Genomic DNA, 19,321 nt, shown 5'->3' with positions numbered 1-19,321 from the left:
CGGCTGCGCGTGACGATCCTCGGCTGCGGGTCGTCGCCGGGCGTTCCACGGATCACCGGCGATTGGGGGGCGTGCGATCCGGCCGAGCCGCGCAATCGCCGCCGCCGCGCCTCGGCGCTCGTCGAACGCATCGGCTCGAATGGAAAGACCGTGGCGGTCATCGACTGCGGCCCGGACTTCCGCGAGCAGATGATCTCGGCCGCCGTCGCTCGGCTCGACGCCGTCCTCCTGACGCATCCGCACGCCGACCACATCCACGGCATCGACGATCTGCGCGGCTACATGCTGTCGCAACACCATCGAGTGCCCGTGCACGCCGACGCGCCGACGTTCGCCCGGGTGTCCGAGGCGTTCGGCTACTGCTTCGAAACGCCGGCGCACAGCAACTATCCGCCGATCGCCCGCTGGGTGCAGATCATGGCCGGCGCCCGCTTCACGGTGGATGGCCCGGGCGGGCCGATCGACGTGCTGCCGTTTGAACAGGTGCACGGCAGCATTCACTCGCTCGGCTTTCGCATCGGCCCGCTGGCCTACTGCAGCGACGTCAGCGACTTCCCGCCGAGCGCCATCGCCGCCATCGCCGGCGCGGAGCACATCGTCATCGACGCGCTGCAATATCGCGAGCACCCGAGCCATCTCTCGCTGGGCCAGGCAATGGGCTGGGTCGAACGTCTCGGCGTGCCCGCAGCAAGCCTGACGCACATGCATACGCCGCTCGACTACGTGGCGCTCCGCGACCAGCTGCCCTCGCATGTTCAGCCGGCTTATGATGGACTCGTTCTCGACTTCGACCTCGGTTGACCGCCGGCGGCGGTCGAGCCCAACAATACGGGACGAGCCCAGCCGCCGCTGCCGGACCGTTGACTGGACGCGGCCGGAGTTTTGTCGGCGAAAGCCTGATCGTGAAGCGCCAATCGTCTGCGGTGCCTGCGTTTATCAGACGGCCGAGCCGCCGGCGGAGCACCCGGTGTCGGGCGCCGGAGACCCAGTCGACGAAGCCTCGCGAAGGCGCTGGACGAGGAAGCGTCAGGCCTCGAAACCTCGGATCTGCGCGTTATCCTGACGCGGAGCTGCTTTCATCGATGCGTCTAGAGATCGCTCCACGTCCGCATCTCAGCCATTTCAAAGCGCTACGCAGGCTTCTTCATGTTCCATAATCTATCTTATGCAACTTAGCTGTAAGCTCGTCGGCAGCGAAATCCGAAAGCCGCGTCAAGGGCTGATCCAGACGCCGCATCGGCTCTTGCCTTCGCCACGCTGCTGACGCCTAGCTGCCCCACCCTCGCACCGACGTCATTTGGAGAGTTCTGATGCAGCCATCCCGCGACGTGTCCCGTCTGGTCGAGATCATGGCCGCGCTGCGCGATCCGCAGTCCGGGTGCCCGTGGGACATCGAACAGAGTTTCGAGACGATCGTGCCGTACACGATCGAGGAAGCCTACGAGGTCGCCGACGCGGTCGAGCGGCGCGACGCCGACGAGCTCTGCGAGGAGCTCGGCGATCTGTTGCTGCAGGTCGTCTATCACGCGCAGCTTGCCACAGAACTCGGCCTCTTCGACTTCGGCGCAGTCGTCGAGGCCGTGACGCGCAAGATGATCCGGCGCCATCCGCACGTCTTCGGCGACGCTGAGGCCCGCAGCGCGCGCTCCGCCAAGGGTCAATGGGACCGCATCAAGGCCGAGGAGCGCGCCGAGAAGGCCACCCGCCGCGCCGAGCGCCGGGCCGGCGGTGTGCCGGCCGATGGCTGGAGCCGCCTGCCGTCGGAAGGCGCCACGGCGCGGCTGCTCGACGCGGTGCCGACCGCGTTTCCGGCGCTGACGGAGGCGCTGAAGGTGCAGCAGCGCGCCGCAACGGTCGGCTTCGACTGGGATGCGGCGGCGCCGATCATCGACAAGATCCGGGAAGAAATCGGCGAGTTCGCGGATGCGGTGCGGAGCGCGGACGCCGACGCGCGGGAGGACGAGTTTGGGGACATGCTGTTCAGCCTCGTCAACCTCGCACGCTACCACGAGATCGATCCGGAGGCGGCCCTGCGACGCACGTCACGCAAGTTCCGCCGCCGCTTCGGCCACGTCGAGGCGCGCCTCGAGGAAAACGGCCGCACCGCTGCCGAGGCCGACCTCACGGAGATGGAAGCGCTCTGGCAGGAGGCCAAATCAGGCCTTGGCGGCAACGCCTGAGGCAGCCTCGCCGGTCGGGTTGTCGCCCTCCTGCTCGACGAGGACGAGTCCGGCCTCGCGCTCCGCCATCCGCCGCAGTTCGGCCTGCGCCTGTGCCGTCAGCTGCATGGCGAGTGCCACGCTGCCGTCCTCGCGATCCTTGCGCTCGGTGACGGCTCCGTTCTCGTAGATCCAGGGCAGCATGCCGAGGCTGTCCGGCTGCAGTTGGAGATGCAGCTCCGTCGGGCGGCCGGCGATCCGAGCCTCGATGTCGGCGAGGAGCCCGGAGATGCCCTCGCCGCTGATCGCCGACACCAGATGCACCCCCTGCCCGTCCGCCCGTCCCTCGGCAGCGGCCTCCAGATGCGCGCGTGCCGTATCGTCAAGCCGGTCGACCTTGTTCCAGACCTCGACGACCCGGGCGCTGTCCTCGGTGTCGATTTCGAGGTCGGTGAGGATCTTGTTGACGTCCGCCGACTGCGCCAGGGCGTCGGGATCCGACATGTCGCGCACGTGCAGGATCAGTTCGGCCTCGACGACCTCCTCGAGCGTCGCACGGAAGGCGGCGACGAGATGGGTCGGCAGATCGGAGATGAAGCCGACGGTGTCGGACAGGATCACTTCGGTGCCGTGCGGCAGGTCGACCCGGCGCAGCGTCGGGTCGAGCGTGGCGAACAGGAGGTTCTGCGCGAAGACGCCCGCGCCGGTGATGGCATTGAAGAGCGTCGACTTGCCGGCATTGGTGTAGCCGACGAGCGCGACGACCGGGTTCGGCGCCTTCTTGCGCTTGGACCGGTGCAGATGGCGGGTGCGCCGCACGGCCTCGAGCTCGCGTTCGAGCCGGCTGATCTTCTCCTGCAGCTGCCGTCGATCGGCTTCGATCTGCGTCTCGCCCGGGCCACCGAGGAAGCCGGCACCACCGCGCTGACGCTCCAGGTGGGTCCAGCTGCGCACGAGGCGGCCGCGCTGGTAGCGCAGATGCGCGAGGTCGACCTGCAGCCGGCCTTCCTTGGTGCGCGCCCGCCGGCCGAAGATCTCCAGGATCAGGCCGGTGCGGTCGAGCACCTTGGCGTTCAGCTCCTTTTCGAGATTGCGCTGCTGCACCGGCGTCAGCGGATGATCGATGATCACCAGACCGATCTCTTCGGCTGCAACGACGCCCTTGATCTCCTCGAGCTTCCCCGACCCGATCAGCGTCGCCGGTTGCGGCTTGCCGACCGGCACGATGCCTTGCGCACGAATGTCGAGTTCGATCGCCGCGGCCAGGCCCAGCGCCTCGGCCAGCCGCTGCTCCTCGCTGCGCGGCGTCGGCTCGGCGCCCGTCTCGTCCCGTGTCTGCGCCTGCTTCAGAACCGGCACGAAGACCCCTGCGCGGGTCGCCACCTGCCGGTGCTCGATCGGTCCTCGCGGACCGGCTCTGTCCAGTTCAGCCAATCAGGCCTTCCTCTCCTCTTCGCCGCCTTCGTACATATTGACCGGTTGTGATGGCATGATGGTGGAAATGGCGTGCTTGTAGACGAGCTGCGAGTTGCCGTCGCGCCGCAAGAGCACGCAAAAATTGTCGAACGACGTCACCACACCGGTCAGCTTGACGCCGTTCACGAGAAAGATCGTGAGCGAAATCTTCTGCTTGCGGACGGTGTTGAGGAAAAGATCCTGAAGGTTCTGCAGGCGTTCAGCCATGATCGTACGTCCCGATTATTTTGTTGTTGGCGGCCACCTCTTCCGCTTCACGCACAGAAGAGGAGGCCACGCCCCCTTCCCGGTCACGGGTCGCGCCGCCGGCCGGGCCCAAGACCGCTGACAGCATGACGGCCACGCCGAAGCGGCCGGAGACCCCCTCTCCGACCGGGACTCGGTCTTTTCCGTCGCACCGCACTCATTTGGAAGACCGGCTCTGTGCAAACGCAAGAGCCGGACCTCCGCCACACGATGTTCGCCAACAGTTTTCTACACCGATATAGGCGTTTAAGCTTGCATTTGCACGCGCAGCCGCCGGTGTGGCCGCATCTGGGCGGTTCGGCCCGTCGCCTGTCCGGCCCGTCGACAGCGTCCGGGGCCGTTCGCCTGACGCAGGCGTTCAGAAGAACTCGAGGCTGACGCGGAACATCTGCTCGACGTGACGCACTGCGCCAGCGGCCGCGAAGATCACCACACGATCCTTGGCCTTGATCTTGGTGCGCCCGTCGAGCGGCACGTAAGCGCCGGCACGGTGGATCGCGCCGATCTTCAGCCCGTCCGGAAGCTCGATCTCGCGCAGCGGCTTGCCGACCAGCGGCGAGGTTTCGAGCGCCTCGGCCTCGATCACCTCGGCAGCTCCGTTCTGCACCGAATGAACCGCCCGGATGCGCCCTCGCCGCACGTGCTGGAGCACCCGTGAGATCGTCACCCAGCGCGGGTTGATGAAGGCGTCGATGTCGAGCGTGCCGGTGAAGTCCTGGTAGGACGGGTTGTTGATCAGCGTGAGGTTGGCGCGGCAACCGAGGCGCTTGGCCATCACGCTGGCGAGGATGTTGACCTGGTCGTCGTTGGTCAGCGCCACCAGGAGATCGGCCTCCGCGATGTCGGCTTCGGCGAGCAGGATCTGGTCGAGTGCGCTGCCGTGCAGCACCACGGTGCGCCGCAGCTGGTCGGCGATGTCGACCGCGCGCGAGCGGGTCGCCTCGATCACCCGAACCTTCGCCGCCACATTGCGCCGTTCCATCTCGCGCGCGACGTAGAGGCCGACATTGCCCCCGCCGGCGATGACGATGCGGCGGGCCTCCTGCTCCTCGTGACCGAACAGCGCAAGCGTCCGGCGCACCTGGCTGCGCTCCATCACCACGTATGCGATGTCGCCGGCGAGCATCTGATCGGACGAGTGGGGGATCGACAGTGCGTCGTTGCGCCAGATCCCGACGACGGTGGCGCCGAGATCGGGAAACAGCTGGGTCAGCTGGCGCAGCGGCGTGTTGATCACCGGGCAGTCGTCGTCGCACCGAACGGCGATCATCGCAATCGTGTCGTCGGCGAAGCGCACGGCGTCCATCGCACCAGGCAGCGCGATCCGCCGCAGCACCATCTCGCCGACCTCCACCTCCGGCGAGATGATCACGTCGATCGGCATGTGGTCGGTGGAGAAGAGGTTCTGCCAGTGCGGCTGGAGGTAGGACTGGGCCCGGATGCGGGCGACCTTGGTCGGCACGTTGAACAGCGAGTGAGCGACCTGGCAGGCCACCATGTTCACCTCGTCGTAGAGCGTGACGGCGATGATCATGTCGGCCTGTTCGGCGCCGGCCTCCGCGAGAACGTCGGGATGGGCGCCGTGGCCGACGAAGCCCCGTGCGTCGAGCGTGTCCCGCACGCCCTGGATCAGTGCCGGCGACGTGTCGATGACGGCGACGTCGTTCTGTTCGGAGGCGAGCCGCTCGGCGATGCCGTAGCCCACCTGTCCGGCGCCGCAGATCACCACCCGCATCGTTCTCTCCCTTCCCGTCGTCCGAGCCGCCTGCACCCGGCGCGTGCCGAGCCGGCGACCGGTGACGGAGCCGGCGTAGCACGAGCCGCCCGGGGCACGGCAAGCATCGCGGCTCTCAGATGCCGAGCGACTTCAGCTTGCGGTGCAGCGCCGAGCGCTCCATCCCGACGAATTCGGCAGTGCGCGAGATGTTGCCGCCGAACCGGCTGATCTGGGCGAGCAGGTACTCCTTCTCGAAGACCTCGCGCGCATCGCGCAGCGGCAGCGCCAGGATGCGCCCGTCCGACTGGCTCGGCGTGCGCGGTAGCATGTCGCCGACCTCGCTCGGCAGCATGTCGGCCGAGATCGCTCCCTCGCCTTCGCGCGACAGGATCATCAGCCGCTCCACGTTGTTGCGCAGCTGGCGGATGTTGCCCGGCCAGTCACTCGACTGCAGCACCGCCATCGCCTCGTCGCTGATCAGCTTCGGCTTGATGCCGGTCTGCTCGCCGATCTGCTTCATGAAGGCCTCGATCAGCAGCGGGATGTCGAGCCGTCGCTCGGACAGCGCCGGCACCATGATCGGCACCACCGCCAGCCGATGGTACAGATCCTCGCGGAAGCTGCCCTCGGCGATCATCGACTCGAGGTTCTGGGCCGTGGAGGAGATGATCCTCACGTCGACCTTCACCTTCTTGCTCCCCCCGACGCGCTCGAAGGTCTGGTCGGTCAGGACGCGCAGGATCTTGCCCTGCGTCTCGCGCGGCATGTCGCCGATCTCGTCGAGATAGAGGACGCCACCATGGGCCTCCTCGAGCGCGCCGACCTTGCGCTCGGTGCCGGCCGGGGTCTCGGTGCCGAAGAGCTCGACCTCCATCCGATCCGGCGTGATCGCCGCGGCATTGAGCGCGACGAACGGCCCTTCGGCGCGGGCCGAGCCGGCATGGATCGCCCGTGCGACCATCTCCTTGCCGGAGCCGGACGGGCCGAGGATCATCACGCGGCTGTTGGTCGGTGCGACGCGCTCGATCGTCGTGCGCAGCTGGTTCATCGCCTGGGACTTGCCGATCAGCTCGCTGAAATCGCTCGAGCGACGCCGCAGCTCGGAAATCTCGCGCTTCAGCTTCGAGGTCTCGAGCGCCCGCTGGGCGACGAGAATCAGCCGGTCCGCCTTGAACGGCTTCTCGATGTAGTCGTAGGCGCCGCGCCGGATCGCCGAGACCGCCGTCTCGATGTTGCCGTGACCGGAGATCATCACGACCGGCACTTCGGGATGCTGGGCCTTGATCGCGTCGAGGAGATCGAGCCCGTCGAGCCGGCTGCCCTGCAGCCAGATGTCAAGGAAGATCAGGCGCGGCACCCGGTCGGCGATCGACTGCAGCGCCGCATCGGCATTGGCCGCCACGCGCGTCTCGTGCCCCTCGTCCTCCAGGATACCCGAAACGAGTTCGCGGATATCGGCCTCGTCATCGATGATCAGGATGTCCGATGCCATATCACAATACCCTTTCTTCGCTTCTGCGCTGCGCCGCGGCGGCGTCCTCGCCCGCCGTTCCGCCCGCCGGCAGGAGCACGCGCACCATGGCGCCGACGCCGCCCGGGGCGTCCATCAGCGCGATCGTGCCGCCATGCTCCTCGATGATCTTCCGGACGATCGCGAGACCGAGGCCGGTGCCCTTCTCGCGGGTCGTCATATAGGGCTCCAGCAGCCGGTCGCGATCCTCCCGCGGGAAGCCGCGGCCGTTGTCGATCACTTCGATCCGATAGCGGTCGCCTTGCTGGGCCGCCTGGAGACGGATGGCGCCCGCCAGGCCCTCGACCCCCTCCACCGCCTCGACCGCGTTCTTCACCAGGTTGCCGAAGGCCTGTGACAGAAGCCGGATGTCGAAGGTGCCGATCATCGGCTGCTGGCCGAAATCGCTCGTGAAGGCGATGCCGTGGTCGCCCATCTCGCGCATGAAGACCGCTTCCTGCAGCGCCTCGCGCAGGTCGCGGTTCTCCATCTTCGGCTTGGGCATGCGCGCGAAGTTCGAGAACTCGTCGACCATGCGCCCGATGTCGGAGACCTGCCGGATGATGGTGTCGACGCAACGGTCGAAGACCTCGCGATCGCCCTCGACCATCTTGCCGTAGCGCCGCCGGATGCGCTCGGCCGAGAGCTGGATCGGGGTGAGCGGGTTCTTGATCTCGTGAGCGATGCGGCGAGCGACGTCGGCCCAGGCGGACGACCGCTGGGCGTCGACCAGATCGGTGATGTCGTCGACCGTGACAACGCTCGACTCGCTGCCCTGGACCGATTCCTCCGAGGTCACGCGGATCGCCAGGTGCCGCTCGCGGTCCCGGATCCTCAGCTTCACCTGCTCCTGATATTCGGCCTTGTTGGACTGGCGCGCCGCCGCATGGATGCGGGCGATGTTCGGGAACAGCTCCTCGAGCTTGCGGCCGACGGCGTCCTGCGCAGAGATGGCCAGGATGCGCTCGGCCGACGGATTGACGATCGACACGGTGTCGTCCGCCTCGACGCCGACGACACCGACCGTCACGCCCTCCAGCACCGCCTCGGTGAAGCGCCGACGCTCGTCGATTAGGTCCTTGGCGTTGACGAGCTCGCTGCGCTGGCTGCGCAGCTGCAGGATCATGTTGTTGAAGGTGTTGGACAGAGAGCCGACGTCGCCGTCCGACACGCGCACCGGCACCGAGACCGTCAGATTGCCCTCGCTGACGTCGTCGGCGGCCGAGATCAGCAACCGGATCGGCCGGACCAGGCGATCGGCGACGCCGATGCCGGTCCAGATCGCCGACAGGAGGACGATCAGGCTGATGCCGAGATAGAGCAGCGCGAAGGCGATCTGCAGGTTCACCCGGTTCTTTTCCAGGCTGGTGTACTCGGCCTGCCGTTCCTCCATCATCCGGAGCGCCTCGAGCACGTCCGGATCGACTGCGCGGATGGTGTAGAGATAGGTGTTCTCGATCTGGCGCAGCTTGATGATCGCGCCGACGAGGTTGGTCACGCCCGGCGGGATGAAGACGAGATTGCCCTCCTCCGCCTGCCGCAGCGCGTCGTCCGGCGGCGCCGGCAGCGGCCGCTCGACCGGCACCTCGGCCTTGAGGAAGGGCTGGCCACCCCTGCGCAGCAGCTGCGCGCCGAGCAGCGAGCGGCCCTTCGCCTGCTCGGTCAGCAGCTGCTGGAAGCCGGTGCGGTCGAGATCGTAGAGGCGCCGCTGCGAGTCGAGGTCGTAGGCCATCGACAGCGTCGTGCCCTGCAGGTTGCGGGCATTCTCGTTGACATAGGCGCGGGCGACGCTGATCGACGACTCGACGATGGCCCGCGTGCGCATGCCGAACCACCGGTCGAGGCCGATGTCGAGCGTGATGCCGGCGACGATCGCCACGAGCACGGCCGGCAGCACCGCAACGATCGCGAACAGCACCACGATGCGCACGTGCAGGCGCGAGGCCGCCTTGCCCTGGCGCCGGGCACGCACGATGCGCATCACTTCGCGGCCGATGAGGACGCACAGGACGAGGACGAACGCGCCGTTCACCAACGAGGCAATCGTGACGACCGTGTCGGTCGGCGCGATCGGCGTCAGTCCCATCAGCACCACGAAGGAGATCGCGCCGGTCACCAGCGCTCCGACGACGGCCAGGATGCCGGGGATGACGGCGAAGCGCCGGCGCTCGCCGACGAGACGCGGATCGATGGTCGCGGAGTTCAGCTCGGGTGCCATGATTCGTTGTATCGAAGCCACGTTGCCAAGGTGCAACGTAATGTGTCCAAAATACAACGAGAAGCGAAAGCGGCTTACAACGCCCTACGGAAGCCAGCACTCGGCAGCGTAGTGACGGACGACGCGGGGGCCGCGCGAGGGTAGCCATGCCGTCCGCCGAGCGTGAGAAATGCTGCGAGGCGAGACGCCTTCACCGTAGCGTAGGGCAATGCGACGCATGCGCTGAGCTGCGGCGCCTTCAGCGATCGTAGGCGCGTCCGGAGGGGCGGCACTCCCTCGCCGGTCGATCAAACGATCTCCGGGCTGTCCTCGCTCGGACGCTACCTATGGGATAGCGCTTTTCCGCACCTTTTCAACATCCTGTCCAGCGGACTCGGGACCGGCCGAACCTCCGGATCGGCATGTCCGCACCCGTCGTACTGAATTGAGTGTCAGCGGATCGAACGGACGACCGAAATGTCGAGGTCCCGGATCTTCTTGCGCAGCGTGTTGCGGTTGACGCCGAGCAGGTCCGCCGCCCTCACCTGATTGCCGCGCGTCGCGGCAAGCGCCGCTGCGATCAGCGGATATTCGACCTCGCGCAGGATGCGGCCGTGCAGCCCGGGCGGCGGCAGATCGTCGCCGAAGGATGCGAAGTAGTCGGAGAGGTAGCGCTCCACCGAGCCGGAGAGGTCGATCGGGCGCTGCCCCTCCGCCTCCCCCTGCAGCGTCTTCTGGAACTCGCTCGACAGCTCGTGCTCGACGATCTCGGCCGAGATCTCGTCCTGCGGATACAGCGCGGACAGGCGCCGCACGAGATTTTCGAGCTCGCGCACGTTGCCCGGCCACTGGTAGCGCCGCATCACGTCGAGCGCCCCCTGGCTCAGGGTCTTGCGCGGCAAGCCCTCGCGCTGGGCCTGGCCGAAGAAGTGCCGGGCGAGGTCCGGGAGATCCTCGGTGCGCTCGCGCAGCGGCGGCAGGCGCAGCGGCACGACGTTGAGCCGGTAGAACAGATCCTCGCGGAACAGGCCGCGGGCGATCAGCTGGCGCAAATCCTTGTTGGTGGCGGCGACGATGCGCACATCGGTCGTGATCGGCGTGCGGCCGCCGACGGCGGTGTACTCACCCTGCTGCAGCACGCGCAGGAGACGGGTCTGCGCCTCCATCGGCATGTCGCCGATCTCGTCGAGGAAGAGCGTGCCGCCCTCGGCCTGCTCGAAGCGGCCGCTGGAGCGATTCTGGGCGCCGGTGAAGGCGCCCTTCTCGTGGCCGAAGAGCTCCGACTCGATCAGGTCGCGCGGGATCGCGGCCATGTTGATCGCGACGAAGGGCCCCTTGCGGCGGCGGCCGTAGTCGTGCAGCGCGCGGGCGACGAGCTCCTTGCCGGTGCCGGATTCGCCGGTGATCGTCACCGTGAGGTCGGTCTGCATCATGCGGGCAAGGGCGCGATAGATGTCCTGCATCGCCGGCGAGCGCCCGACCAGCGGCATCGCCTCCTGCCCGTCCTCCGAGCTGGTGTTGCGCTGCGCCGCCTTCGGTTCGGCGATCGCCCGCTTCACCGTCGCGACGAGTTCGGTGAGGTCGAAGGGCTTCGGGATGTAGTCGTAGGCGCCGCGCTCGGACGCCTTGATCGCCGTCATGAAGGTGTTCTGCGCACTCATCACGATCACCGGCAGGTCCGGCCGGGTGTTCTTGATCTTGGGCAGGACGTCGAAGGCATTGCCATCCGGCAGGAGGACGTCGGTGATGGCGAGGTCGCCGTCGCCGGCCGACACCCAACGCCACAGTGTCGCAATGTTGGCAGTGACGCGGACCTCGAAGCCGGCCCGCATCAGCGCCTGAGAGATCACCGTGCGGATTGCCGCGTCGTCGTCGGCCACCAGAATCTGAGCCGCAGCCATCATCTACTCCTGGAGATACGCATGCGCCTCATGCCTCGCCCGTCGGCGAGACGGGATCGCCGTCGCGCCAGGCCGGCATGAGGACGCGGAAGGCCGTGTGGCCCGGCTGGGAATCGCATTCGATGACCCCGCCGTGGTCGCCGATGATCTTGGCGACCAACGCGAGACCGAGGCCCGAGCCGCTCGGCTTGGTGGTGACGAACGGGTCGAAGATGTGCTCGCGGATGTCGTCCGGGACGCCGGGTCCGTTGTCCTCGACGGTGAACTCGAGCGGCAGCGCCACGCGCGACTTGGTACCGGGCACCGACAGGCGCACGCCGGGTCGGAAGGCCGTCGACAGACGCACTTCACCGTCCTCGTGGCCGTTCACCGCCTCGACGGCGTTCTTGACGAGGTTCAGGAACACCTGGACCAGCTGGTCGCGATTGGCGAAGACCGGCGGCAGCGACGGATCGTAGGTCTCCAGGATGCGGGTGGAGCGGGAGAAGCCGCTGCGGGCAAGCGTCTTCACGTGCTCCAGCACGGAGTGGATGTTTACCGCCGAGCGTTCGATCGGCCGCTGGTCGGAGAAGACCTCCATGCGGTCGACGAGCTTGCCGATCCGCTCGCTCTCCTCCTGGATCAGCCGCGTCAGCACCCGATCCTCGTCGCTCGCCGCCGTTTCGAGGAGCTGCGCGGCGCCCTTGATGCCGGAGAGCGGGTTGCGGATCTCGTGCGCCAGCATCGCGGCGAGCCCGGTGACGCTTCGGGCGGCTGCCCGGTGGGTCAGCTGCCGGTCCATCTTGTCGGCGATGGAGCGCAGCTGGATCATCACCACGACGAAATCCGGCCGGTCCGGCAGGCTCGACACGTAGAGATCGACTAGCCGTTCGCTGCCGAGGCGCGGCGACGACACGTCGACGCGGTACTCGCTGATCCGGGCCTGGCTCTCACGCACCTGGTCGATCAGGGCGAAGAGCGGGCTATCGGTCGGGATGAAGTCCGACAGCTTGCGCTTCACGAGATGCGAGGCGCCGGCCGAAAAGAACTGCTCGGCGTCGGAGTTGGCGAAGACGAAGGCGCCCTGCTCGTCCACCACCACGACCGGGTGCGGCAGCGCGTTGAGGATCGCGATCTTGCCGTCATTCGAAAGCGGGCTGCGCATGGCTCAGGCCGCCCGCCGGAGTTCGCACGCCGGATCGACCGCTTCGAGATCGGCCAGACTGAGCCCGTCGAAGAGCCGCAGCAGCTGGCCCATCACCGCGCCGGGATCCCTCGCCGCGAGAAGCGCCGCCCGCTCGCTCGCCGAAAGCCGCTCCGGGAAGGCCGCGAGGCCGTCGCAGTACCAGCCGAGGTGCTTGCGGGCGTGGCGCAGGCCGACGCTGGGGCCGTAATGCTCCAGCATGGCTTCGTAATGGGCGATCACGAAACCGGCTGCGTCGATGGCGGCGAGATCAGCCACCGTGCAGGCTCCGGCGAACAGACCGGGAAGCCAAGGGCGGCCGCAGGCGGCACGGCCGATCATCACAGCGTCGGCACCGCTCGCGCCGAGCATCGCGGGCACATCGGCCAGGCGCGTCAGGTCACCGTTCGCCACCACCGGAATCGTCACCGCCGCCTTCACCGCTGCGATCGCCTTCCAGTCGGCCGAGCCGTCGTAGAACTGGTCACGCGTGCGTCCATGCACGGTCACCATACGGATGCCCGCCGCCTCGGCACGGCGCGCCAGCTCCGGCGCGTTGATCGTGGTGCGATCCCAGCCGAGTCGCATCTTCAGCGTCACCGGGACGCCGCCGGCGCCGGCGACGGTCGCTTCGACCAGCCGCAGCGCGTGGTCGAGATCGCGCATCAGCGCCGACCCGGACAGACCGCCGACGACCTTCTTCGCCGGACAGCCCATGTTGATGTCGATAACATCGACGCCCCCATCAGACAGCCGCTCGGCCGCCGCCCGCATCCAACCCACCTCACGGCCGGCAAGCTGGACGACGTGCACCCCATCGCTGTCCCGCATGGCCCGCATCGCGCTCTCGGTATCGCCACGCGCGAACTCGCCGCTCGCGACCATCTCGGACACCACCATCCCGGCACCGAAGCGGCGAGCCAGACGTCGGAACGGCACATCCGAGATCCCCGACAGCGGCGCCATGAACACCCGATTGCAGAGCGTCGCCGCCCCGAGCGGCAGTCGCTCGCGCAACCGCTCCGCGTCGGAGCCCACGGAATGTGCACCGATCATATCTGTCGATTCTTTCGCCATCACGTCTGTACCTTATCCGGGCATGCTCAAAAGACAAGCATTGTGCCTTGCGAAAGGAACATGCCTATGATGCATGGCGCAGCGGCAATCGGGACGGGGTGAATGAAGAGTTTCGTCGCAGCGATCATCGTCGCCGGCGGGCGCGGCGAACGTGCAGGCCAGACGGCTGACGGACCGAAGCAGTATCAGCGCATCGGCGGCGTACCGGTGATCCGCCGGACGCTCGAGCGGTTCCTGGGCCACCCGCGCGTCGGCCAGGTGGTGGCCGTGATTCACGCCGATGACGGTGATCGCTTTCGAATGGCAGCGGGAGATCTGGCCGATCGGGTCCTGGTCGCGACCGGCGGCACCACCCGGCAGGCCTCGGTGCGCGCGGGCCTGGCTGCACTGCAGCGCGAGTCGCCAGAGGTCGTGCTGATTCAGGACGCGGTGCGCGCGTTCACGAGCCCCGACCTGATCGACCGCGTGATCGACTGCGTAACCGAGGCGACTGCCGCCCTGCCGGCCCTTGCCGTCTCGGACACGTTGAAGCGCGCCATTGGCGACGGCGTCGTTTCGGCCACGGTCGATCGGGTCGGCCTCTTCGGCGCGCAGACACCGCAGGGCTTTCCCTACGCCGCGATTCGCCGGGCCCACGAGGCCGCGGCGGCCTCCGGCCGGTCCGACTTCACCGACGACTCCGCCATCGCCGAGTGGGCCGGCCTGACTGTCCGGCTCGTCGAGGGGGATCCGGACAACCTGAAACTGACGCTCGCCCGTGATATCGTGACGGCCGATGAGCGACTTCGGAACCGTCCTGCAATGATCGACGTGCGCACCGGCAACGGCTACGACGTGCACCAGCTGGTCGAGGGCGACCACGTCACCCTGTGCGGCGTGCGGATCGCGCATGACCAGCGCCTGAAGGGGCACTCGGACGCAGATGTCGGCCTTCATGCGCTGACCGACGCACTGCTGGCGACCTGCGGCGCCGGCGACATCGGCGACCATTTTCCGCCGAGCGATCCGCAGTGGAAGGGCGCGCCCTCGCACATCTTCGTCGAGAAGGCCGTCTCGATCGTGCGCGGCCACGGCGGCCGCATCGCCAACGCCGACATCTCGCTGATCTGCGAGGCGCCGAAGATCGCGCCGCACCGCGAGGCGATGCGGCTCAACCTGTCGGCGATGCTCGGCATCGCGCTCGAGCGCGTATCGGTCAAGGCGACGACCAACGAGACGATCGGCTTCGTCGGACGGCGCGAGGGCATCGCCGCGATCGCGACGGCCAGCGTGATCTACGGAGACGGCGCATGACGATGTTCCACGAGGGGCTGCTGCTGCGGGCATACGATCTGGTCGCTGCCTTCACCGACGCGAACGCCAAGCTCGCCACCGCCGAGTCCTGCACCGGCGGCCTCGTCGCGGCCCTCATCACCGAGGTCCCCGGCTCGTCGGCGGTGCTCGATCGAGGCTTCGTCACCTATTCCAACCGGGCCAAGGCCGACTTGCTCGGCGTGCGCGACAGCGCCCTGTCGCAACACGGTGCGGTCTCAGAGCTTGTCGCCCGTCAGATGGCAGAGGGTGCGCTGCGCAGCTCCACCGCCGACGTCGCGGTGGCGATCACCGGGATTGCCGGACCCGGCGGAGGTTCGCTGGAGAAGCCGGTCGGCCTCGTCCACTTCGCGTCCGCGACAAGTGCCGCAACGCGCCATCGCGAGATGCGCTTCGGCGACATCGGCCGCTCCGAGATCCGCGAGGCCAGTGTCTCGGTCGCGCTGGAGATGCTGATGGAGGGGCTCGCGGACTACACCGCAGGCGACGACGGCGACGCGGCCGCCTGAGCGTCTGCCGCCCCGTAGATCCGTTCCGCTCGCTCCTCGAAGGCTTCGGCGAAGCGGCGAAAGGCATAGTCGAAGACCGAGCCCATCAGCATTCCGAGCGTGCGGCTCTTGAACTCGTAGTCGATGAAGAAGCGGACGTCGCAGCCGCCATCGGCGGAAGGCTCGAAGGTCCATCGGTTGTCGAGGTAACGGAACGGCCCCTCGATGTACTTCACGTCGATGCGCCGCTCGTCGGGCTTCAGGAGCACCTGCGAGGCAAAGCTTTCGCGCACCATCTTGTAGGCGACCGTCATGTCGGCGACGAGCAGCGTCTTGCCGTCGCGCTCCTTGCGTGAGCGCACCGTCAGGCTGCGGCAGAGCGGCAGGAACTGCGGATACTGCTCGACGTCCGCGACGAGCGCGAACATCTGCTCGGCCGTGAACCGCACATGCCGGGTGGTCTCGAACTGCGGCATTCAGCGGCGCGGGCTCACGCGGCCGCCTGGCGGGCGAGGCGGGCCGCCTTCAGCCGTTGGAAGTCGGCGCCGGCATGATGCGAGGAGCGCGTCAGCGGACTGGCGGCCACCACCAGGAAGCCCTTGGTGTAGGCGACCGTCTCGTAGGACTTGAACTCCTCCGGCGTGACGTAGGCCTTCACGGGATGGTGCTTTTTGGTCGGCTGCAGGTATTGGCCAATGGTCAGGAAGTCGACGTCGGCGGTGCGCAGGTCGTCCATCAACTGCAGCACCTCGTTCCGCTCCTCGCCGAGGCCGACCATGATGCCGGACTTGGTGAAGATCGTCGGGTCGAGCTCCTTCACCCGCTGCAGGAGGCGGATCGAGTGGAAGTAGCGCGCGCCCGGCCGGACCGTCAGGTAGTTCGACGGGACCGTTTCGAGGTTGTGGTTGAACACGTCGGGCCTGGCAGCGACCACCGTTTCGAGCGCGCCCGGCTTGCGCAGGAAGTCCGGCGTCAGGATCTCGATCGTGGTGAGCGGTGCGGCCGCGCGGATGGCGCGGATCGTCTCGACGAAGTGCTGTGCGCCCCCGTCGGCGAGATCGTCACGGTCGACCGAGGTGATGACGACGTGGTTCAGGCCCATCTTGGCGACGGCACGTCCGACGCTCGCCGGCTCGTCCGGGTCGAGCGCGTGCGGCAATCCGGTGGCGACGTTGCAGAAGGCGCAGGCCCGCGTGCAGATGCCGCCCATGATCATGAAGGTCGCGTGCTTCTGCTCCCAGCATCCGCCGATGTTGGGGCAACCGGCCTCTTCACAGACCGTGACCAGCTTGTGAGATTGTACGATCTCGCGCGTCTCGGCATAGCCCGCCGAAACGGGTGCCCTCACCCGGATCCAGTCCGGCTTCGGCAACTGCGCAGAGTCCGGACGATGCGCCTTTTCCGGATGGCGGGGCCGGAGCACAGCCCCGGCCTTGGTATCGAGAAGCGTGACCATGGCCGATACTTAAGACCGGCCACGGTCGGATGCAATCAGACCGTCCGGCGACCGCGGAACATCCGGAACACGGCGATCAGGATGCACGCACCGATGAAGCCGATGATCAGGTAGGCGATCCAGCCGGTGTAGCCGAGGCCGAAAGCGGCCAGGATCGCGTTGAGGACCACCGCCCCGACGATGCCGAGGATGATGTTCATGAAGACGCCCATGTCGCTCTTCATGAACATTTCCGCCAGCCAGCCGGCGAGACCGCCGACGATGATGGCCGTGAGCCAGCCTACACCATTCACATCCATTGACGTCACTCCGAACAGAGGTTGCTCTTTGTGGCAGACATTGGGCGCAACTGATTTTCAGCAAGGTCCTTGGCATGGGAATCTGATCATTTCCTCGTCGAACGAACCCGTAGGGGAGCACCGCCGCCCGCCCAGATCCGGGCAGATCATCCGGCAGCCCGAGATCGGGCGACCGTGATCAGGTGTGAATGACCTTTCCGTAAGCGTCGAGGACGGACTCGTGCATCATCTCGGACAGGGTCGGATGCGGGAAGACCGTGTGCATCAGCTCCTCCTCCGTCGTCTCCAGGCCCATCGCCACGACGAAGCCCTGGATCAGCTCGGTCACCTCGGCGCCGACCATGTGCGCCCCGAGAAGCTCGCCTGTCCTGGCGTCGAAGATGGTCTTCACCAGCCCGTCCGGTTCGCCGAGCGCGATCGCCTTGCCATTGCCGACGAAGGGGAAGCGGCCGACCCTGATCTCCCGTCCTCTCTCCTTCGCCTTCGCCTCGGTGAGGCCGACGGACGCCACCTGCGGGTGGCAGTAGGTGCACCCGGGAATCTGCGTCTTGATCATCGGATGCACGTCGAGACCCTTGATCTTCTCGACGCAGATCGTGCCCTCGTGCTCGGCCTTGTGAGCGAGCATCGGCGGGCCGGCGACGTCGCCGATGGCATAGATGCCCTCGACATTGGTGCGCCCGTAGCCGTCGATCTTGATCACCCCGCGCTCGATCGCGACGCCGATCTCCTCGAGCCCCAGCTTCTCCGAATTCGGCTGCACGCCGACCGCCGAGATCAGCCGCTCCGCCGCGAGCGTCTGGCTCTTGCCGCCCGCCTCGACCGTGACGGTGACGCCCGTGGCCGTCTTCTCGACCTTCGACACCTTGGCGTCCGTCAGGATCTTCAGGCCCTGCTTCTCCAGCTGCTTGCGGGCGACGCCGGCGATCTCTGCGTCCTCGACCGGCATGATCTGCGGCAGGAGTTCGACGACTGTCACCTCGGCGCCCATGGTGCGGTAGAAGGAGGCGAACTCGATGCCGATCGCGCCGGAGCCCATGACGATCAGCGACTTCGGCATCGACGCCGGCTTCATCGCCTCGAAATAGGTCCAGATGCGCTCGCCGTCCGGCTCGATGCCAGGCAGGACGCGCGGCCGGGCGCCCGTCGCCACGATGACGTGCTTGGCCTGATACGTGCCCTCGCCCTTGACGCCCTTGGGCACCGGGTTCTGCGGCTCGACGGCAGGTTTCGACGGCTTGCCGACCGCCACCTCGACCGGGCCGCCCTTCCCCGCCTTGGTGATCTTCGCCTCGCCCCAGATCACGTCGACCTTGTTCTTCTTCATCAGGAAGCCGACGCCGCCGTTCAGCTGTGCCGACACGCCGCGCGAGCGCTTGACCACTGCGCCGATGTCGAAGCCGGGCTTCTGGATCGTGAGCCCGTATTTGTCACCGTGGTTGGCGTAGTGGAAGATCTCGGCCGAGCGCAGCAGCGCCTTGGTCGGGATGCAGCCCCAGTTGAGGCAGATGCCGCCCAGGTGCTCGCGCTCCACGACGGCCGTCTTGAAGCCGAGCTGCGCGGCGCGGATCGCCGCGACGTACCCGCCCGGCCCGCCGCCGATGATGAGAATGTCGTAGATGTCGGCCATGTCGGGTGTCCTCAGGCGTTGCCGGCAGGCATTGCATTGATCGGAGGCCTGGCCTCCAGGAGATGTTTGACCACCGGCACGAGCGCATCGCCAAGCCGGCGGGAGTTCTCGGCATCGAGGTGGATGCCGTCGACGAGGGTCGTCTCGCAGATGCTCGCCGCGTCGAAATGGTGGCAGCTCGTCTCGGCCGCCAGCTCCTGGTAGAGATCCGGGAGACGTTGCGATTGCGGCCCGGCCTCGTCGAGCATCGCCTTGATGCGCGGGTCGTTGCCGCGCCGGATGGTGGGCGGCGAGACCAGCAGAATGTCGGGCGGCCCATCGCCGACGACATAGTCGAAGCCGCGCACGATCTGGACCAGGCGCTGCATCCCAAGCTTCGATTCGTAGGCGTTGCCGCCGCCGGTGTGACGCTTGAAGTCGTTGGTGCCGAGGAGGATGACGATCAGGTCGAGAGGCTGGTGGGTCGCAAGGAGCGTCGGAAGGATCGTCGCGCCATTTCGCTCCTCGGCGATCGTCGGATCGTGGTAGGCCGTCGTGCGACCATTGAGCCCCTCGACGATGACGAGAACGTCCTCGCCGAGGCCGGTCGCAAGCCGCGTCGGCCAGCGATCGGCATAGGCATGGCGGCCCGCGGTCGCGGCGTCGCGCCCCCAGGTCAGGGAGTCGCCATAAGCGAGGACGGTCTTCATCGC

Annotated in this window: 17 protein-coding genes; 4 read left to right on the top strand and 13 right to left on the bottom strand. The window is 67.4% G+C overall.

Going from position 1 to position 19,321, the window contains the following annotated elements; all coding sequences use genetic code 11:
- The first annotated feature begins 9 nt into the window (after positions 1-9).
- Positions 10-801 (top strand): MBL fold metallo-hydrolase, encoded by a 792-nt coding sequence (locus NPA30_RS10525; RefSeq protein ID WP_372338787.1) that lies wholly within the window; start codon positions 10-12, stop codon positions 799-801.
- Positions 802-1,310: 509 nt separating this feature from the next.
- Positions 1,311-2,180, top strand: coding sequence for a nucleoside triphosphate pyrophosphohydrolase (gene mazG, locus NPA30_RS10520; RefSeq protein WP_256802628.1), 870 nt, complete (start codon positions 1,311-1,313; stop codon positions 2,178-2,180).
- Here mazG and hflX read toward each other — a convergent pair.
- From hflX to dusB, 8 genes are all read right to left on the bottom strand, one after another.
- On the bottom strand, positions 2,157-3,593 hold the full coding sequence (gene hflX, locus NPA30_RS10515) for a GTPase HflX (RefSeq protein WP_256802627.1): 1,437 nt from the start codon (positions 3,591-3,593) through the stop codon (positions 2,157-2,159). The genes mazG and hflX overlap by 24 nt on opposite strands.
- Positions 3,594-3,842, bottom strand: a complete 249-nt coding sequence (gene hfq, locus NPA30_RS10510; RefSeq protein ID WP_256802626.1) for an RNA chaperone Hfq — start codon at positions 3,840-3,842, stop codon at positions 3,594-3,596.
- Between the two features lie 397 nt (positions 3,843-4,239).
- Entirely contained in the window at positions 4,240-5,616 is a 1,377-nt protein-coding gene (gene trkA, locus NPA30_RS10505; RefSeq protein WP_256802624.1) for a Trk system potassium transporter TrkA, read from the bottom strand.
- Positions 5,617-5,731: 115 nt separating this feature from the next.
- Positions 5,732-7,090, bottom strand: a complete 1,359-nt coding sequence (ntrX, locus tag NPA30_RS10500) for a nitrogen assimilation response regulator NtrX (RefSeq protein ID WP_256802623.1) — start codon at positions 7,088-7,090, stop codon at positions 5,732-5,734.
- A gap of 1 nt (position 7,091) precedes the next feature.
- Positions 7,092-9,326, bottom strand: coding sequence for a sensor histidine kinase NtrY-like (locus NPA30_RS10495; protein WP_256802622.1), 2,235 nt, complete (start codon positions 9,324-9,326; stop codon positions 7,092-7,094).
- A gap of 431 nt (positions 9,327-9,757) precedes the next feature.
- Positions 9,758-11,206, bottom strand: a complete 1,449-nt coding sequence (ntrC, locus tag NPA30_RS10490) for a nitrogen regulation protein NR(I) (RefSeq protein WP_256802620.1) — start codon at positions 11,204-11,206, stop codon at positions 9,758-9,760.
- Positions 11,207-11,234: 28 nt separating this feature from the next.
- Positions 11,235-12,350 (bottom strand): two-component system sensor histidine kinase NtrB, encoded by a 1,116-nt coding sequence (locus NPA30_RS10485; protein WP_256802619.1) that lies wholly within the window; start codon positions 12,348-12,350, stop codon positions 11,235-11,237.
- 3 nt (positions 12,351-12,353) lie between these two features.
- Positions 12,354-13,406: a tRNA dihydrouridine synthase DusB gene (gene dusB / locus NPA30_RS10480; protein WP_372338786.1), complete on the bottom strand. Its 1,053-nt coding sequence runs from the start codon at positions 13,404-13,406 to the stop codon at positions 12,354-12,356.
- Between the two features lie 141 nt (positions 13,407-13,547).
- On the opposite strand from dusB, the gene NPA30_RS10475 reads away from it, so the two are divergent.
- Positions 13,548-14,738 (top strand): bifunctional 2-C-methyl-D-erythritol 4-phosphate cytidylyltransferase/2-C-methyl-D-erythritol 2,4-cyclodiphosphate synthase, encoded by a 1,191-nt coding sequence (locus NPA30_RS10475; RefSeq protein ID WP_256802618.1) that lies wholly within the window; start codon positions 13,548-13,550, stop codon positions 14,736-14,738.
- Positions 14,735-15,265, top strand: coding sequence for a CinA family protein (locus tag NPA30_RS10470; protein WP_372338785.1), 531 nt, complete (start codon positions 14,735-14,737; stop codon positions 15,263-15,265). The genes NPA30_RS10475 and NPA30_RS10470 overlap by 4 nt, the downstream gene beginning before the upstream one ends.
- Here NPA30_RS10470 and NPA30_RS10465 read toward each other — a convergent pair.
- The 5 genes from NPA30_RS10465 to NPA30_RS10445 all read right to left on the bottom strand — a co-directional run bounded on the left by NPA30_RS10465 (position 15,229) and on the right by NPA30_RS10445 (position 19,318).
- Positions 15,229-15,720: a type II toxin-antitoxin system RatA family toxin gene (locus NPA30_RS10465; protein ID WP_256802617.1), complete on the bottom strand. Its 492-nt coding sequence runs from the start codon at positions 15,718-15,720 to the stop codon at positions 15,229-15,231. The two genes, NPA30_RS10470 and NPA30_RS10465, sit on opposite strands and share 37 nt — an antisense overlap.
- A 14-nt stretch (positions 15,721-15,734) precedes the next feature.
- Positions 15,735-16,700, bottom strand: a complete 966-nt coding sequence (gene lipA / locus NPA30_RS10460) for a lipoyl synthase (RefSeq protein ID WP_256802616.1) — start codon at positions 16,698-16,700, stop codon at positions 15,735-15,737.
- Between the two features lie 35 nt (positions 16,701-16,735).
- Positions 16,736-16,999: a GlsB/YeaQ/YmgE family stress response membrane protein gene (locus NPA30_RS10455; RefSeq protein ID WP_256802615.1), complete on the bottom strand. Its 264-nt coding sequence runs from the start codon at positions 16,997-16,999 to the stop codon at positions 16,736-16,738.
- 178 nt (positions 17,000-17,177) lie between these two features.
- Entirely contained in the window at positions 17,178-18,629 is a 1,452-nt protein-coding gene (gene lpdA / locus NPA30_RS10450) for a dihydrolipoyl dehydrogenase (RefSeq protein ID WP_256802614.1), read from the bottom strand.
- 11 nt (positions 18,630-18,640) lie between these two features.
- A complete protein-coding gene (locus NPA30_RS10445; RefSeq protein WP_256802613.1) occupies positions 18,641-19,318 on the bottom strand; it encodes an SGNH/GDSL hydrolase family protein in 678 nt (225 codons plus the stop codon).
- Positions 19,319-19,321: the final 3 nt, after the last annotated feature.

Origin of the sequence: Mangrovibrevibacter kandeliae (assembly GCF_024519155.1) — a bacterium.
Classification (GTDB): domain Bacteria; phylum Pseudomonadota; class Alphaproteobacteria; order Rhizobiales; family Rhizobiaceae; genus Mangrovibrevibacter; species Mangrovibrevibacter kandeliae.
The sequence above is the reverse complement of the archived record's forward strand: the minus strand, read 5'-3'. Positions and strand labels throughout refer to the sequence as shown.

Coding starts and splice junctions, on each gene's coding strand:
- mazG (WP_256802628.1), top strand. CDS start 1,311: ATGCAGCCATCCCGCGACGTGTCCCGTCTGGTCGAGATCATGGCCGCG.
- hfq (WP_256802626.1), bottom strand. CDS start 3,842: ATGGCTGAACGCCTGCAGAACCTTCAGGATCTTTTCCTCAACACCGTC.
- trkA (WP_256802624.1), bottom strand. CDS start 5,616: ATGCGGGTGGTGATCTGCGGCGCCGGACAGGTGGGCTACGGCATCGCC.
- ntrX (WP_256802623.1), bottom strand. CDS start 7,090: ATGGCATCGGACATCCTGATCATCGATGACGAGGCCGATATCCGCGAA.
- NPA30_RS10495 (WP_256802622.1), bottom strand. CDS start 9,326: ATGGCACCCGAGCTGAACTCCGCGACCATCGATCCGCGTCTCGTCGGC.
- ntrC (WP_256802620.1), bottom strand. CDS start 11,206: ATGGCTGCGGCTCAGATTCTGGTGGCCGACGACGACGCGGCAATCCGC.
- NPA30_RS10485 (WP_256802619.1), bottom strand. CDS start 12,350: ATGCGCAGCCCGCTTTCGAATGACGGCAAGATCGCGATCCTCAACGCG.
- NPA30_RS10475 (WP_256802618.1), top strand. CDS start 13,548: ATGAAGAGTTTCGTCGCAGCGATCATCGTCGCCGGCGGGCGCGGCGAA.
- NPA30_RS10470 (WP_372338785.1), top strand. CDS start 14,735: ATGACGATGTTCCACGAGGGGCTGCTGCTGCGGGCATACGATCTGGTC.
- NPA30_RS10465 (WP_256802617.1), bottom strand. CDS start 15,720: ATGCCGCAGTTCGAGACCACCCGGCATGTGCGGTTCACGGCCGAGCAG.
- lipA (WP_256802616.1), bottom strand. CDS start 16,700: ATGGTCACGCTTCTCGATACCAAGGCCGGGGCTGTGCTCCGGCCCCGC.
- NPA30_RS10455 (WP_256802615.1), bottom strand. CDS start 16,999: ATGGATGTGAATGGTGTAGGCTGGCTCACGGCCATCATCGTCGGCGGT.
- lpdA (WP_256802614.1), bottom strand. CDS start 18,629: ATGGCCGACATCTACGACATTCTCATCATCGGCGGCGGGCCGGGCGGG.
- NPA30_RS10445 (WP_256802613.1), bottom strand. CDS start 19,318: ATGAAGACCGTCCTCGCTTATGGCGACTCCCTGACCTGGGGGCGCGAC.